11 protein-coding genes are annotated in these 13,102 nt (G+C 46.3%); 8 read left to right on the top strand and 3 right to left on the bottom strand.

Annotation, left to right across the window (positions count from 1 at the left end):
- The first annotated feature begins 285 nt into the window (after positions 1-285).
- The 5 genes from ABW391_RS24945 (at position 286) to ABW391_RS24925 (ending at position 5,893) form a co-directional block, all read left to right on the top strand.
- Positions 286-1,023 (top strand): RDD family protein, encoded by a 738-nt coding sequence (locus ABW391_RS24945; RefSeq protein ID WP_353484626.1) that lies wholly within the window; start codon positions 286-288, stop codon positions 1,021-1,023.
- 51 nt (positions 1,024-1,074) lie between these two features.
- Positions 1,075-2,496 (top strand): 23S rRNA (uracil(1939)-C(5))-methyltransferase RlmD, encoded by a 1,422-nt coding sequence (gene rlmD / locus ABW391_RS24940; RefSeq protein WP_353484625.1) that lies wholly within the window; start codon positions 1,075-1,077, stop codon positions 2,494-2,496.
- Positions 2,493-2,846, top strand: coding sequence for a hypothetical protein (locus ABW391_RS24935; protein ID WP_353484624.1), 354 nt, complete (start codon positions 2,493-2,495; stop codon positions 2,844-2,846). The genes rlmD and ABW391_RS24935 overlap by 4 nt, the downstream gene beginning before the upstream one ends.
- Positions 2,847-2,868: 22 nt before the next feature.
- Positions 2,869-3,240: a response regulator transcription factor gene (locus tag ABW391_RS24930; protein WP_353484623.1), complete on the top strand. Its 372-nt coding sequence runs from the start codon at positions 2,869-2,871 to the stop codon at positions 3,238-3,240.
- A gap of 166 nt (positions 3,241-3,406) precedes the next feature.
- Positions 3,407-5,893: a penicillin-binding protein 1A gene (locus ABW391_RS24925; RefSeq protein WP_353484622.1), complete on the top strand. Its 2,487-nt coding sequence runs from the start codon at positions 3,407-3,409 to the stop codon at positions 5,891-5,893.
- Between the two features lie 63 nt (positions 5,894-5,956).
- Here the strand turns inward: ABW391_RS24925 and ABW391_RS24920 are convergent, their stop codons facing one another.
- Positions 5,957-6,997, bottom strand: a complete 1,041-nt coding sequence (locus tag ABW391_RS24920) for a S66 peptidase family protein (protein WP_353484621.1) — start codon at positions 6,995-6,997, stop codon at positions 5,957-5,959.
- A gap of 80 nt (positions 6,998-7,077) precedes the next feature.
- On the opposite strand from ABW391_RS24920, the gene ABW391_RS24915 reads away from it, so the two are divergent.
- Positions 7,078-8,760, top strand: coding sequence for an AMP-binding protein (locus ABW391_RS24915; protein WP_353484620.1), 1,683 nt, complete (start codon positions 7,078-7,080; stop codon positions 8,758-8,760).
- On the top strand, positions 8,757-10,013 hold the full coding sequence (locus ABW391_RS24910; RefSeq protein WP_353484619.1) for a T9SS type A sorting domain-containing protein: 1,257 nt from the start codon (positions 8,757-8,759) through the stop codon (positions 10,011-10,013). The genes ABW391_RS24915 and ABW391_RS24910 overlap by 4 nt, the downstream gene beginning before the upstream one ends.
- Positions 10,014-10,116: 103 nt before the next feature.
- Here ABW391_RS24910 and ABW391_RS24905 read toward each other — a convergent pair whose 3' ends face one another.
- Entirely contained in the window at positions 10,117-11,688 is a 1,572-nt protein-coding gene (locus ABW391_RS24905; protein ID WP_353484618.1) for a M28 family peptidase, read from the bottom strand.
- Between the two features lie 62 nt (positions 11,689-11,750).
- A complete protein-coding gene (gene rpiB / locus ABW391_RS24900; RefSeq protein ID WP_353484617.1) occupies positions 11,751-12,194 on the bottom strand; it encodes a ribose 5-phosphate isomerase B in 444 nt (147 codons plus the stop codon).
- Between the two features lie 217 nt (positions 12,195-12,411).
- On the opposite strand from rpiB, the gene trpF reads away from it, so the two are divergent.
- A complete protein-coding gene (gene trpF / locus ABW391_RS24895; protein WP_353484616.1) occupies positions 12,412-13,071 on the top strand; it encodes a phosphoribosylanthranilate isomerase in 660 nt (219 codons plus the stop codon).
- Positions 13,072-13,102: the final 31 nt, after the last annotated feature.

The raw sequence follows: 13,102 nt of genomic DNA, 5'->3' as shown, positions 1-13,102 counted from the left end.
GTGATCTGAATGAAAAGATCATTGAGCTTGTCGGGGTCTTTGTATTCATCCTCCAGGATGCTTTCAAACTCACCCCACTTTTCCTTATTCTGCTGAATAAATTGGGTCTCGCGCATAATTGGGTTTTACAGGGCTTAGTTTAGGAAAAAAATGCCAACAGCCCGTGTAACAAGTCTAATAATAATTCTTGAAATTGAACCAATTTACAAAAAATAAGCACAAGCTGAACAAACCCTGTGTATTTTCGTGTGGATTGAACGTTTGTTCCTAAATATAAGCAAGCCCATGCAAACCATTGAAATTAAAACAACCCAAAATGTCACCATCGAGTACGAACTGGCTTCCTTGTGGGAGCGGGGTTTGTCCACTTTTATCGATTTGTTCATTATCGTTATGGCTTGTATCTTAATTCCTTTGGGCATTGCTACAATCGGTTCGCTGGAAATGGAAAGCATTCAGTTGGTATTTGTGTACTGTTTTGTAGGTTTTTTCTTTGGTTATTTTTTTTTAATGGAAAGCATGATGGGGGGCCAAACCCTGGGCAAGCGCATTCTGAACATTCGGGTGGTGCGCCTCGACGGTGAAATCCCAACCGTAAATGATTACCTCTTGCGGGCAGTTTTTCAGTACATTGATACTGTTCTTTCTGGTGGAGTGTTGGCGGCCATGCTGATCAGCTCAACAACCCGGCAACAACGGCTTGGGGACATGACTGCCGGTACCACCGTGATTCGCAAGCGCAACAATTTGCGGATGCATTTAAAAAACATCCTCAGCATCGATACACTCGATAGTTATGAGCCTGTTTATCCACAAGTGAAAGCGCTAAATGAGCAAGACATGCTCACCATCAAGCAAGTCATCAGCCGCTTGCGCAAATACCCCAATGATGCCCATTGGGAAATTGCAGAAGCATTGGCTGGAAACCTGAGGGAACACCTGGATATTCATGAAACCAAACAGACGGATGACCTCGAGTTTTTGCGCACCCTTTTGCGCGATTACATTGTCCTTACTCGATAAACCTTCCCCAATCGCTCCCGAATCTGTATCTTCGCGGCTTAATGCAAATTGATGGCTAGAAAGAAGAAAAATGTGATCCTCTCCAATGTGCAATTTTTTGGCATTGCCGATGAGGGAAAAGCCGTAGGAAAAGCCGAAGATGGTCAGGTGGTTTTTGCCAAAGGAGTAGTGCCCGGCGACAGCGCAGATGTACTGGTACTCAAAAAACGCAAAGGCCATATCCAAGGAGTAGTCAAACATATCAATACGTATTCCAGCGAGCGGGTAGAGCCATCGTGTATACATTTTGGCACTTGCGGCGGTTGCAAATGGCAAAACCTGGAGTACACCGCACAATTGCGCCACAAAGAAGTAGTTGTAGAGAATGCACTGATCCGCTTGGGCAAAATTTCGGTAGGCGAGTGGTTGCCAATTTTGCCTGCTGAAAGCCCCTTTTATTACCGCAATAAAATGGAGTTTGCGTTTTCCTGCAAACAATGGCTTACCCACGAAGAAATCAAAACCGACATCAGCAATGCCGCAGATGTATTGGGCTTTCACCCTGCCGGAGGATTTGATAAAGTGATCGACATTCAGCATTGCTGGCTACAACCAGATCCATCCAATGAAGTACGCAATACGGTAAGGAAAATTGCCATTGAGCAGGGACTCAGTTTTTATGATGTAAAACAACACCAGGGTTTCCTCCGCAACCTGATGTTGCGCATTACCACCCTGGGCGAAACAATGGCTCTGGTTGCATTTGGCGAAGACAATCCCGATCTGCGCAGGCCATTTTTGGAAGAGGTAGAGCGGCGGTTGCCCCAAATCACTACCCTGGTCTATTGCATCAACCTCAAAATGAACGACACTATTTGGGATTTGCCCGTACATACTTTTTCTGGAAAAGGCTATGCCGAAGAGCGCCTGGGGCACGTGGTTTTTCGCATCGGCCCCAAATCTTTTTTTCAAACCAATACCCATCAAGGAAAAAACTTGTACGATGTAGTGGCCCGTTTTGCCAACTTACAAGGCCATGAAAATGTTTACGACCTATACACCGGGATCGGAAGCATCGGGTTGTATGTAGCCAAAGATTGCAAGCAAGTTGTAGGCATCGAAGAAGTGGCGGCAGCCATTGACGACGCCAAAGTCAATGCAGAAGTCAACGGCGTGGGCAATGTCAAATTTTATGTGGGCGATGTACGCGCTATTTTGACCACTTCTTTTGCCGAAACCCACGGCAAACCCGATTTGCTGATCACCGATCCTCCGCGTGCAGGCATGCACGAAGACGTCATCAACATGCTGCTGGAACTGGCCGCTCCCCGCATTGTATACGTGAGTTGCAATCCAGGTACGCAGGCCAGAGACCTGGGCCGGCTGGCGGTCAAATACAACGTACTCAAAGTGCAACCCGTGGATATGTTTCCGCATACCCACCACATTGAAAGTGTTGCGCTGCTAGAATTGAATAATCAACCCTCACTATGAGTTTGTACGAACGCCTACCACAAGAGCTTGCGCCTTTTCAAAAAATGATGGGCCAAGCGGCAGATACCATTATGGATGAAGATGTATCCAGGTATCCCATTTTTGCGATTCACCAGTTGGAGTTGGAACTGGGGATTTTGTTGATCGAACGCAACGAGACAGGGGCAAAATGGTCAATCCATGCTTCCACACTTGAAGAGATGGTGACCAAGAAATTGGTGCAATCCAACCGAATTGATGATTTTAGACGGGTGTACAAAAACCCCCGCGAATACTTTTGCCTTTTTGTACTGAGCGATGAAGGGGCACAATTTATTTTTTTACCCAGGGAAGATGACACTAGTCTATAAATGCGTTTAAAAGCCTAAAAAAATGAAAGTACTTATTTGTGAAAGTGAGGAGATCTTATTGGCAGCGATAGAATTTCGACTGAAAAAACAAGGACTTGAGGTTGTTTACAGCAAAAAGAAAGCGTCGATTCTAGAAGATATTGTAACCCACAAACCAGATTTGGTCATTGTGGATGCAGATATGGGGCGTCAAGCTGGCCTAGAAATCATTCAAGAGATTCAAAACCAGGGCTCTTCGGCAAAAATCCTACTGTTGGTTGATCCCGATGAAGAAGAACTGACCGCTAAAGCACTACTGATGGGCATCGCTGATTTTTTATCCAAACCTTTCAAACCTTCCGAGTTGATTTTGCGGGTAAAAAAATCTCTCAATATCCTGTTAATTAAAGGATAAAAAAATTTAAAATAAACCTCAGCAATAAAAATACCGGCGGCATTATAGTTAAGAGGCCAAACCAGGCGTTAAATCATCGGCATTCTTTGTAAATTTGTCGCCAATTTGGTTTGTATTTTTTTCAAAAAAAAAACAACAAACCAATCTCATCAACCATGTAAAATATATGGAAAGTATAACCGAGTGGCTACGAGCAATTGGGCGCTACATTGGCCAGGGACTTAATCCGCTTTGGCAAGCACTCCGCAGTGTGTTCATCTGGCCATTTACCTGGAATGCCATGTTTGGTTACCTTACTGTAGGTGTTGCAGGCATTCTATTGGGTTTTACCATTCTCATCACTTTTGTGGCCAATGGTTTTTTCGGATTTGTGCCATCAAAGTCAGAGCTTCGACTCGTACGCAACAGTACCGCATCTGAAGTATATTCTCGCGATAAGGTATTGCTGGGACGTTACTTTTTCACCAATCGGGTCAATGCCGAGTTGGATGAATTGTCAGACACCCTTGTCAACGCGCTCATCGCTACAGAAGATGCGCGTTTTATGCAGCACAGTGGCATTGATTTGCGGGCACTGTTTCGGGTGTTGTTTCGCTCTTTGATTCTAAATGACGATAACTCTGGAGGAGGCAGTACACTGAGCCAGCAGTTGGCCAAAAACCTGTACCCTCGCCGTACTTACCGCATCGCCACCATGCTCCTGAACAAGATTCGAGAAATGGTGATTGCCCGCAGAATGGAAGAGGTGTATTCCAAAAAAGAATTGCTGGGCATGTACCTCAATACAGTACCTTTTAGTGAAAATGTATACGGCATCAAGGTAGCTGCGCAGCGCTTTTTCAATAAATCGCCGAAACAGCTGAAAATCGAAGAAGCGGCCATTTTGGTCGGAATGTTGAAGGCTACAACGTCTTACAATCCCCGCAAAAACAAGGCAAAAGCTAAAGAACGCCGTAACCTGGTTTTGGAGCGGATGCACAAATACAAATACCTGAGTGACAATGAACTGGACTCTTTGGCCAACTTACCCCTGACCTTGGAATACGACTCGCTAGACATGCAAAACGAAGGCCTAGCTACCTATTTTCGCGAGTATGTCCGCTTGGAATTAGAGGGTGTTTTGAAAAATTTCCGCAAACCCAACGGCGAACCATACAACCACTACACCGACGGTTTGAAGATCTATACCACTATTGATGCCCGTTTGCAAAACCACGCGGAACAGGCAGTAATGGAACAACTGCCCAAAATTCAGCGCCGCTTCAACGGCGAATGGAGCAACCAGGATCCCTGGGAAAACGATGAAAATTTCCGCAAAATCATTGAAGCTAACCCCATCTACCAGCAATGGAAAAATAAAGGATTTTCCCATGAGGGCATCATTCGGCGGATGAGTGAAAAATACCCCATGGAATTGTTTGATTGGAAAAAGGGCTCGATCAAACGGGTGATGAGTCAACTCGATTCCATCAAATATTACCTGCGCCAACTCAACACAGGGTTGATTGCTGTTGAACCCGAAACTGGAGCCATCCGAGCCTGGGTGGGTGGTTTTGACCATAAATTTGTACAATACGATCACGTAAAATCTCACCGCCAGGTGGGTTCTACCTTCAAGCCCATTTTGTACGCTCAGGCGGTAGAAAGTGGTATGGATCCTTGTAAGTACTTTCCAAACCAGCCCAAAATATACCCTGAATACGAAAATTGGCAACCGAAAAACTCAGATAACAAATATGGCGGTGGGTATTCCCTGGAAGGCGCGTTGACCAAATCAGTCAATACTGTTTCGGTACAAATCATCATGGAAACGGGCATCAATCCGGTGCGCAAGCTGGCCGCCAATATGGGCATCAAGTCAAAAATTCCTTATGCCCCTTCTATTGCCTTAGGTACAGTCGAGACATCGTTGCAAGAAATGGTGCAAGCCTATTCGGTTTTCGTCAATAGGGGCATCAAGCGGCCATTTTTCTTTATCGAACGCATCGAGACTGCCGATGGTGAATTGATCGCCGATTTTGGTCCCAATAAAAATGTAGAGCCAGAAAAACGCGCCCTCTCCGAACGTACTGCCGACATCATGCTGAAAATGATGCGCTCCGTAACCCAAGGAGGTACAGCCTCCAGCGTACGCTGGAAGTTTGGCATCAACAGCGATTTTGCAGGCAAAACGGGAACCACCCAAAACCAATCGGATGGATGGTTCATCGGCTTGACTCAAAAATTGGTTGCAGGGGTATGGGTAGGTGCGGAAAGCCCGATCGTTCACTTCAAAAGCCTGGACTCGGGTCAAGGCTCCACTACTGCACTTCCAATCTGGGGCGCTTTTATGCAACGGGTGTACAACGATCCGAAATTCAGCAGTTGGAAAGAGGTAAAAATGGCAGAACTGCCCGATTCGGTGCGTTACCGCATCAGTTGCGCACACCGCATCTGGTATCCTTCAGATTCACTGGCCGACAGCCTGAACCTTGATCCCACTCTGGAAGGCGTTGAAACCGACACGACTATCATTGGTGCAGATTTGAATTTATCCCGAGAAGAAAGAAAAGAAGAACGCCGCAAACGCCGCGAGCAAAAGCAATTGGAGAAAATGCTTTTGAACCGGACAAAGGAAGATGAAGATAAAAAATTTCTGCTAGGTGGGAATTGATAATATGACCGCTTTTATGAGGAATGGGCTTGGGATTATTTCAAGCCCATTTTTTTATGCCATTTATCGCACTGCGCTTTCCAACAGCCTTATTGTCTGTGCCTCAGTATCCAATTCCGCCATCACACCCATCGGCAAAGTACACTGATGCGAAATATGTCCAAATGAAAGGCCATATACCGCAGGAACATTGGTATCCGCCAATCGGTCGATGATGGTCTCTTGCAAAGTCAGTGAATCATCGCCTTCCTCGGGGCCACAGCCTGCAAAAATGCCTAAGGCAAAACCAGCAGCCTGATGCAAGTGCGCGGATTGACGCAATTGGGTCAACATGCGGTCTACCCGGTAGGGCTTTTCTTCAATGTCTTCCATAAAAATAAGCTTGTTGCGGGCGTCCAATCCAAATTCAGTACCCGCCATGGCCGCCAACAAAGAAAGGTTTCCACCTACCAATTCGCCCTGCACCCGTCCTTTGCGCAAGGTGGAAAACTTGTACAGCGAATCTTCAGGATTGGCATAAGCCTCCGCCAATGGAATGGTATGGGTAGCTTGCCCTTCCATGACAACTGCCACAAAATGCTCTAGGGTATAAGGTGTAAAGCTCGACTGTGCCACGGGGCCATGAAATCCAACCAAACCTGTCTTTTGCAAAAAAGCCAAATGCAGTGCCGTAATATCACTGTACCCGATGAAAACTTTAGGATTTTTACGAATCAGGTGGTAATCAATATACGGCAACAAACGGGTACAGCCGTATCCTCCCCGCGCACACCACACTGCCTTGACTTCCGGGTTGGCAAATGCCGCGTGCAAATCTTCCAGGCGCTGGGAGTCCGTTCCAGCTACGAAACCGTATTTGGCACGAACGTTTTTGCCGGTTGCAACCCTCAATCCCAGGTCTTCCAGGTTTTTAACAGCTTTTTCTAATCCGGCATCCGGAATATAACTTCCTGGCGTGATGAGCGCCACCAGGTCGCCCCGGTTTAAGCGGGCAGGTTTGAGCAAGGCCAGTCTTTCATGACGGCGATTGCTCTTTTGGCCGTTCAACAAATACGGTATTGCAGTGCCTAAGGCCAAATTGCGGGTAAAAAAACGACGGTTCATAATGGGCAGGTATTTTACTGCAATATTCTTATTTTTGCTCTTACTGCCAAATATTTTGCAAAACCAGACTACATCAATCCATGAGTGAATTCCGTCCTTGGCTTAAGAAATATCCACATGGTATTCCAGCCAACATCAATCCAGAGCAATACCCAACTGTTGTCGACTTACTGGAGCAGGCTTTTAAAAAGTATGATAAAAAAATTGCTTTCTCCTGCATGGGTAAAGCCATGACGTATGCGCAAATCGATAATTATTCTCGCGATTTTGGGGCTTATTTGTTGTCTCGGGGCGTAGAGCCCGGCGAAAAAGTAGCCATCATGATGCCCAATTTGTTGCAATACCCTATTGCGCTTTTTGGAGCCTTACGTGCTGGATTAATTGTAGTCAATACCAATCCATTGTATACGCCCCGGGAAATGGAGCACCAATTCAAGGATTCAGGAGCCACTGCCATCATCATTGCTGAAAATTTTGCAGCCAACCTCCAACAAATCCTGCCCAATACCAACATCAAAACGGTGATCACCACCAGTATTGGCGAACTCCTGGGATTCCCCAAAAAAGTTGTGGTCAATTTTGTCGTGCGCAACCTCAAGCGTATGGTTCCCAAATACCAAATCTTGAATACGGTTACATTTACCGAAGCATTGGCGCAAGGCAAGAAATTTCAGATTCCGCCCCACACCGGCAAATCAGAGGATGTAATCGTGCTGCAATACACTGGAGGTACCACGGGAATATCAAAAGGTGCCATGCTCACCAACCGCAACCTGGTCAGCAATATGTTGCAGGTCGAAGCATGGTGCAAGCCTTTTATGAAAGAAGGCGAAGAAATTGCGCTGTGTCCGCTGCCCATGTACCACATTTTTGCCTTTACCGTCAATGTATTGTCGCTGATGGGCATTGGTGGGCACAATATATTGGTAACCAATGCCCGGGATATTCCTTCGGTGATCAAGGCAATCCAGTCCTATCCCGTTTCGTTAATAACTGGAGTCAACACCCTGTTCAATGCGTTGCTGAATCATCCCGATTTTGCCAAACTGGACTTCAGCAAGCTCAAAATCACCTCTGGCGGAGGGATGGCCGTGCAAAAATCTGTTGCCGAAAAATGGCAGCAAGTAACTGGGTGCTATTTGGCCGAAGGGTACGGCTTGACCGAAACGTCGCCAGTAGCAACCTGCAATCCTTACGATGGCACAGGCAAAATCGGCTCGATTGGACTGCCTGCACCTTCTACAGACTTGCGCATTGTAGATGATCAAGGACATGTAGTAGGGCCGAACCAGATTGGCGAAATTCAGATCAAAGGGCCTCAGGTAATGAAAGGCTACTTCAACAAACCGGAAGAAACGGCAAATGTGTTGGTTGAAGATGGTTGGTTGTGTACAGGCGACATTGGGCTGATGCACGAAGATGGCTTTTTTCAGATTGTTGACCGCAAAAAGGACATGGTGCTGGTATCGGGCTTCAATGTGTTTCCCAATGAAATTGAGGAGGTGATCGCAGCACATCCCAAAGTAATGGAAGCCGCGGTAATCGGGGTGCCAGATGCCAAATCGGGGGAGGCGGTCAAAGCTTTTATCGTCAAAAAAGACAAATCCCTAGATAAGGAGGAAATCATCGCCTACTGCCGTGAAAATTTAACGGCATACAAAGTACCTCGTCAGATCGAATTTAGAACTGAATTGCCCAAAACCAACGTGGGGAAAATCCTGAGACGGGCATTGAAGGAAGAGAACCAACCTATCTCAAAATGATAAAGAACCGATTGTTAATTTTCGGCGGCATGCTGTTCTTCGGACACTTGTCTGCCCAAACTGTTGTTGCCTCGGATCAAGGCTTGCGCAATGCTGATCCCAGGTTGCGCCGCACGGAAACCTATCAAGCTTATGGGGTTAAAAGCCCCACGGATTCAACGGCCTTTCTGCGCGCCACCTATGATTATCCTTCTCCAACTGAACGAGTTGATGTCAATTTTCAGTATGATGGAGAGGTTTGGGTGCCTCAGAGTCGTTTTAGGTATACCTTTGATGCCTTGCAAAGAATTACAGCATTTAATTCTGAAACGTACGATGCAAGCACGAAGCAGTTTGTTCCACAGGCTCGGCAACAGACTTATCCACACGGAAATACCCAACAGAATGATTCGTTGCTGTCGTACAATTGGAGCCTTACGGAAAATAAATATGTCCTGACCTTGAAACAAACGAGCACATTCAACAGCAAAGACCAAGTCAAGGAAATCAACAACACTGTCTCAATTTCCGGTCAAATATTTCGCATCAAAGACGTGTATTCCTACGATAGCAACAATAATCTCACCCGAACCGAAAGCTTTACGTATCTCGGGGAGCTTGCTATGAAGAGCAGTTTCACAAAGTATACCTACACCAACAAACTGCTCAGTACTTCTACAACTTACACGGCAATTGGCAACACAGATTCCATTCCTCAAGCCCAACTAACCAACCGATACAATGGATTGGGGCTATTGGAGCAAACCGAAAGCTTTCGATGGGATTTTGTATCCATGACCTGGAGCAAATCCAGTAGTACCATCTACGGATACGATGCCGCCAAGAGGATACTTTTTCGGGAAACATCGGTTGTCAATACAGGACAACCCGATCAAAGAAGCCGTGCTGAGTTTTTTTACAACAAGGACGGCAGTGCCAAATATGATGTGAATTATACCTTCGATACCAATGCGCAAGCCTTTAAACTGGACAATAAGCGCTTCTATTTTTATGACCCGGTTTCGTCATTGCGAGATCTTCCCACTCCATTTAAGCCCTTGATTTTGTATCCAAATCCAACCCGAGGACCATTGTACCTCAAACTACAAGACAAGGCGCAAGTACAAGTCTTTGGCAGCAACGGACAAATGCTGCAAGCGATTGTGCTAAATCCAGGTCAAGTATTGGATTTGAGCAGTTTGCCTGCCGGAATGTATCAGGTATTGGCAAAAGAGGGGACGGAATTCTTTGGTTCTAAAGTATTTAAGCAATAGACTTAAAATAATTGAGGCGAAGCAACTTAGAATGACGCAAAAATCGGGATGTAATTTTTCTGCGTACTTAGATTGCTTCGCCTCAATTATTATTCAGAAGAAATTACTTTTTGTCTACCACAATTCGAGCATCTCGGTTGGCCAATTCCCAGGAGGTGTAAAACACCAGGTGTCCAATTTTGGCCATTTTTTCAAAGTTGATCTTGTCGGGAGTATCCGAAGTGCGGTGATAATCCGCGTGGGTGCCATTGAAAAAGAAAATGGCAGGAATCCCGTTTTTGGCGAAGTTGTAGTGATCCGAACGGTAGTAATAACGGTTGGGATCTTTTTCGTCGTTGTATTTGTAATCCAGGGTTAGATGCGTGTAAGTTGCATTGGCTTCCTCGTTGATTTTGTGCAAATCTGAACTCAGCCTGTCGGCGCCAATCACATAAATGTAATCGGGATTGTCTTTGTGCTCGTCATCAACGCGGCCTACCATATCCACGTTTACATCCACCACGGTTTTTTCGAGTGGAAAAACCGGGAATTTGGCGTAGTACTGAGAGCCCAATAGCCCTTTTTCTTCACCCGATACGAGCATACACAACACACTGCGGCGCGGCCCAAGTCCTGATTTTTTTGCCTCTACAAATGCCTGGCAAATTTCGAGTACGGTGGAGGTACCAGAGGCATTGTCGTCGGCACCGGGATACATGTCATCGCCCCGCTTACCCAGGTGATCGTAATGTGCGGTCACCACCACAATTTCATCCTTGAGCTTGGGATCGATACCTTCAATGAAACCCAGTACATTGGCACCTTTCAACTGGCTGTAATTCTTCTCCGCAGTGATTTGCAGGGTACAGTTGAAATTGAGGTGACGAGGTTTGCCTTTGCTTTCGATTTTATCGCGAGCGCTGGTGGCTTTGCCTACCATTTTGCCCAGGATGCTTTTGGCAAAATCGGTGGTGATGAAGTAGTTGGGGGCATAATTGGCCTCTGGATCTTCGTCTTTGGCCATGTCGTTGCGCGAGTTGAGGATGGCTTTGCGGGCTTCCGCTACATTTTCTTTGAACTTGCGGTCGATGATAAACACCGCCGCCGCACCATGGGCTTTTGCCGCTTTGACTTTTTGCCGCCAGTCGGTTGTCCAACTCGAAGGAGTTTCCGTTCCAGTGACCCAGGATTTGCCTTGCTTCATGGGCTCGCCATCATATACCAGCACCAGTTTTCCAGCTACATCTACGCCTTTGTAATCGCTGTAAGCCGGTGCATCGATGCCAAATCCGAGGAAAACTGCATCTTTAAAATTGGCCGTAAACTGCTTGGGGTTGGTACCGGGGTAGGCGTAGTAGTCCCAAAGGTGGCGAATTTCCTTGGCGCTGGTGTCTTTTACCTCGATCGTGCGCCAACTCTGGTTGGTAAACAAAATGGATTGAAAGTAAGTGCCCCCTTCGCCGACGGTAGGTAGGTTCATGGCTTTCATTTGAGCCGCGAGGTAATCTGCTGCCCGACGTTGTCCTTCGGTACCTGTTTCTCGGCCTTCAAATTCTGCAGAGGTCAACTTGAACAAGTGTTTGCGCAGGTCTTCAGTCGTAATCGTAGCCGCCAAACGTTGGGCTACAGGATTCAATTGGGCTTTGAGGCTGATGCTCAAAACCAACAGGACAAATAAATAAAGTGGTTTTTTCATACTTGGATAGGTATTAAAGTACCATTTTGGAGAAATAATATCAGAATAGTAGGCTAGATCATTCAACATCCCAACGGAATTTTATCCACTCGCCGGGCATGCCGCCCTCCTTCAAACTCAGCCTCTAGAAATGCTTTGACGATCGCTTCAGCTTGCTCCAGGGTAGTGTAACGCACTGGCAAACAAACAATGTTAGCATTGTTGTGCTGACGCGCCAATGCCGCGATTTCTTCCATCCAGCACAGCGCTGCGCGAATGCCCTGGTGCTTGTTGGCCGTAATGGCGACCCCATTGCCGCTGCCACACAGCAAAATGCCGAGGTCTGCCTGTCCATTCTCTACATCATTGGCTACAGGGTGTACAAAATCGGGATAATCCACCGAATCCAGCGAATGCGTTCCGTAATCTTTTACGGCAATGCCCATTTCTGTGAGCATGGCCTTGATGGGATCTTTGTGAGGAAAACCTGCGTGATCACAGCCTATTGAGATGCTTTTAATGTTCATTTTGTAGTCTTTGACTGTAAAGGTAAACCTAAGGGGCGATAAAAAAATGAGTGTTTCATTTTGCCAACGGATTAGATGAGTAAACGGTTCATTTTAAGTGTCTTATCTAACCCTTTAGCTCAAAGAAAATGAACACTTATTTTTGCCCCACTACCAATGCAATTTCCCCACAATTTTTTTCGAGTAGCTTCCTATCTTCACGGCTAAATTTGTCGCCATGCTGTCCATCAAAATCAAAGCAGGATCCTTGACCAACCTTACCGATGCCCGCTATTTTTCGGCATGGGAGGTAGAATGGCTGGGTTTTAACCTGAGTACGGGAGAAGAAAATACCATCGCCCCCCTGCAAGTAGCAGCCATGCGCGAATGGGTAGAAGGCCCCAAGATTGTCGGCGAATTTAGCCTTTCGGCCAAGGATGATATCTTACAACAGGTAGCGGATTTGCGATTGGATGCGGTGCAGGTTGGTATGTTCACCGATTTGGCTACGGTGATGGACTTGTCTTATCAATTGCCTGTGATCAAAGAAATTGTGGTGGAAAAAACAACCACTACAGGCGATATTGAATTTATGCTTACCCACTTTGCGCCCCACGTCAGTTATTTTTTGCTCAATTTCGACAAAGGGGGCTTTGGTTGGAACGATGTCCAAAATGGAGCAATCCTGAATGCAAGCATCGTGCAGGATTTTTGCCAGCGTTTTCCAATTCTGTTGGGCATTGGCATTCAGGCTTCCGAACTGCCATCCATGCTGGAGTATTTGCAACCAGCCGGGCTACACCTCCTGGGTGGCGAAGAAGAAAAAACCGGGGTAAAGTCTTTTGATGATGTAGATGAGCTTTTTGAGCAATTGTCCTTAGTAGTGGGGCAAAAATAAGTGATCATTTTTCTTGAGCCAGAGGATTAGA

The sequence above is a fragment of the Haliscomenobacter sp. genome, from assembly GCF_040403615.1.
Taxonomy (GTDB): domain Bacteria; phylum Bacteroidota; class Bacteroidia; order Chitinophagales; family Saprospiraceae; genus Haliscomenobacter.
The sequence above is the reverse complement of the archived record's forward strand: the minus strand, read 5'-3'. Positions and strand labels throughout refer to the sequence as shown.

What these genes read in the sequence shown, in the direction of transcription:
- ABW391_RS24945 (WP_353484626.1), top strand. Translation starts at nt 286, where the DNA reads ATGCAAACCATTGAAATTAAAACAACCCAAAATGTCACCATCGAGTAC.
- rlmD (WP_353484625.1), top strand. Translation starts at nt 1,075, where the DNA reads ATGGCTAGAAAGAAGAAAAATGTGATCCTCTCCAATGTGCAATTTTTT.
- ABW391_RS24935 (WP_353484624.1), top strand. Translation starts at nt 2,493, where the DNA reads ATGAGTTTGTACGAACGCCTACCACAAGAGCTTGCGCCTTTTCAAAAA.
- ABW391_RS24930 (WP_353484623.1), top strand. Translation starts at nt 2,869, where the DNA reads ATGAAAGTACTTATTTGTGAAAGTGAGGAGATCTTATTGGCAGCGATA.
- ABW391_RS24925 (WP_353484622.1), top strand. Translation starts at nt 3,407, where the DNA reads ATGGAAAGTATAACCGAGTGGCTACGAGCAATTGGGCGCTACATTGGC.
- ABW391_RS24920 (WP_353484621.1), bottom strand. Translation starts at nt 6,997, where the DNA reads ATGAACCGTCGTTTTTTTACCCGCAATTTGGCCTTAGGCACTGCAATA.
- ABW391_RS24915 (WP_353484620.1), top strand. Translation starts at nt 7,078, where the DNA reads ATGAGTGAATTCCGTCCTTGGCTTAAGAAATATCCACATGGTATTCCA.
- ABW391_RS24910 (WP_353484619.1), top strand. Translation starts at nt 8,757, where the DNA reads ATGATAAAGAACCGATTGTTAATTTTCGGCGGCATGCTGTTCTTCGGA.
- ABW391_RS24905 (WP_353484618.1), bottom strand. Translation starts at nt 11,688, where the DNA reads ATGAAAAAACCACTTTATTTATTTGTCCTGTTGGTTTTGAGCATCAGC.
- rpiB (WP_353484617.1), bottom strand. Translation starts at nt 12,194, where the DNA reads ATGAACATTAAAAGCATCTCAATAGGCTGTGATCACGCAGGTTTTCCT.
- trpF (WP_353484616.1), top strand. Translation starts at nt 12,412, where the DNA reads ATGCTGTCCATCAAAATCAAAGCAGGATCCTTGACCAACCTTACCGAT.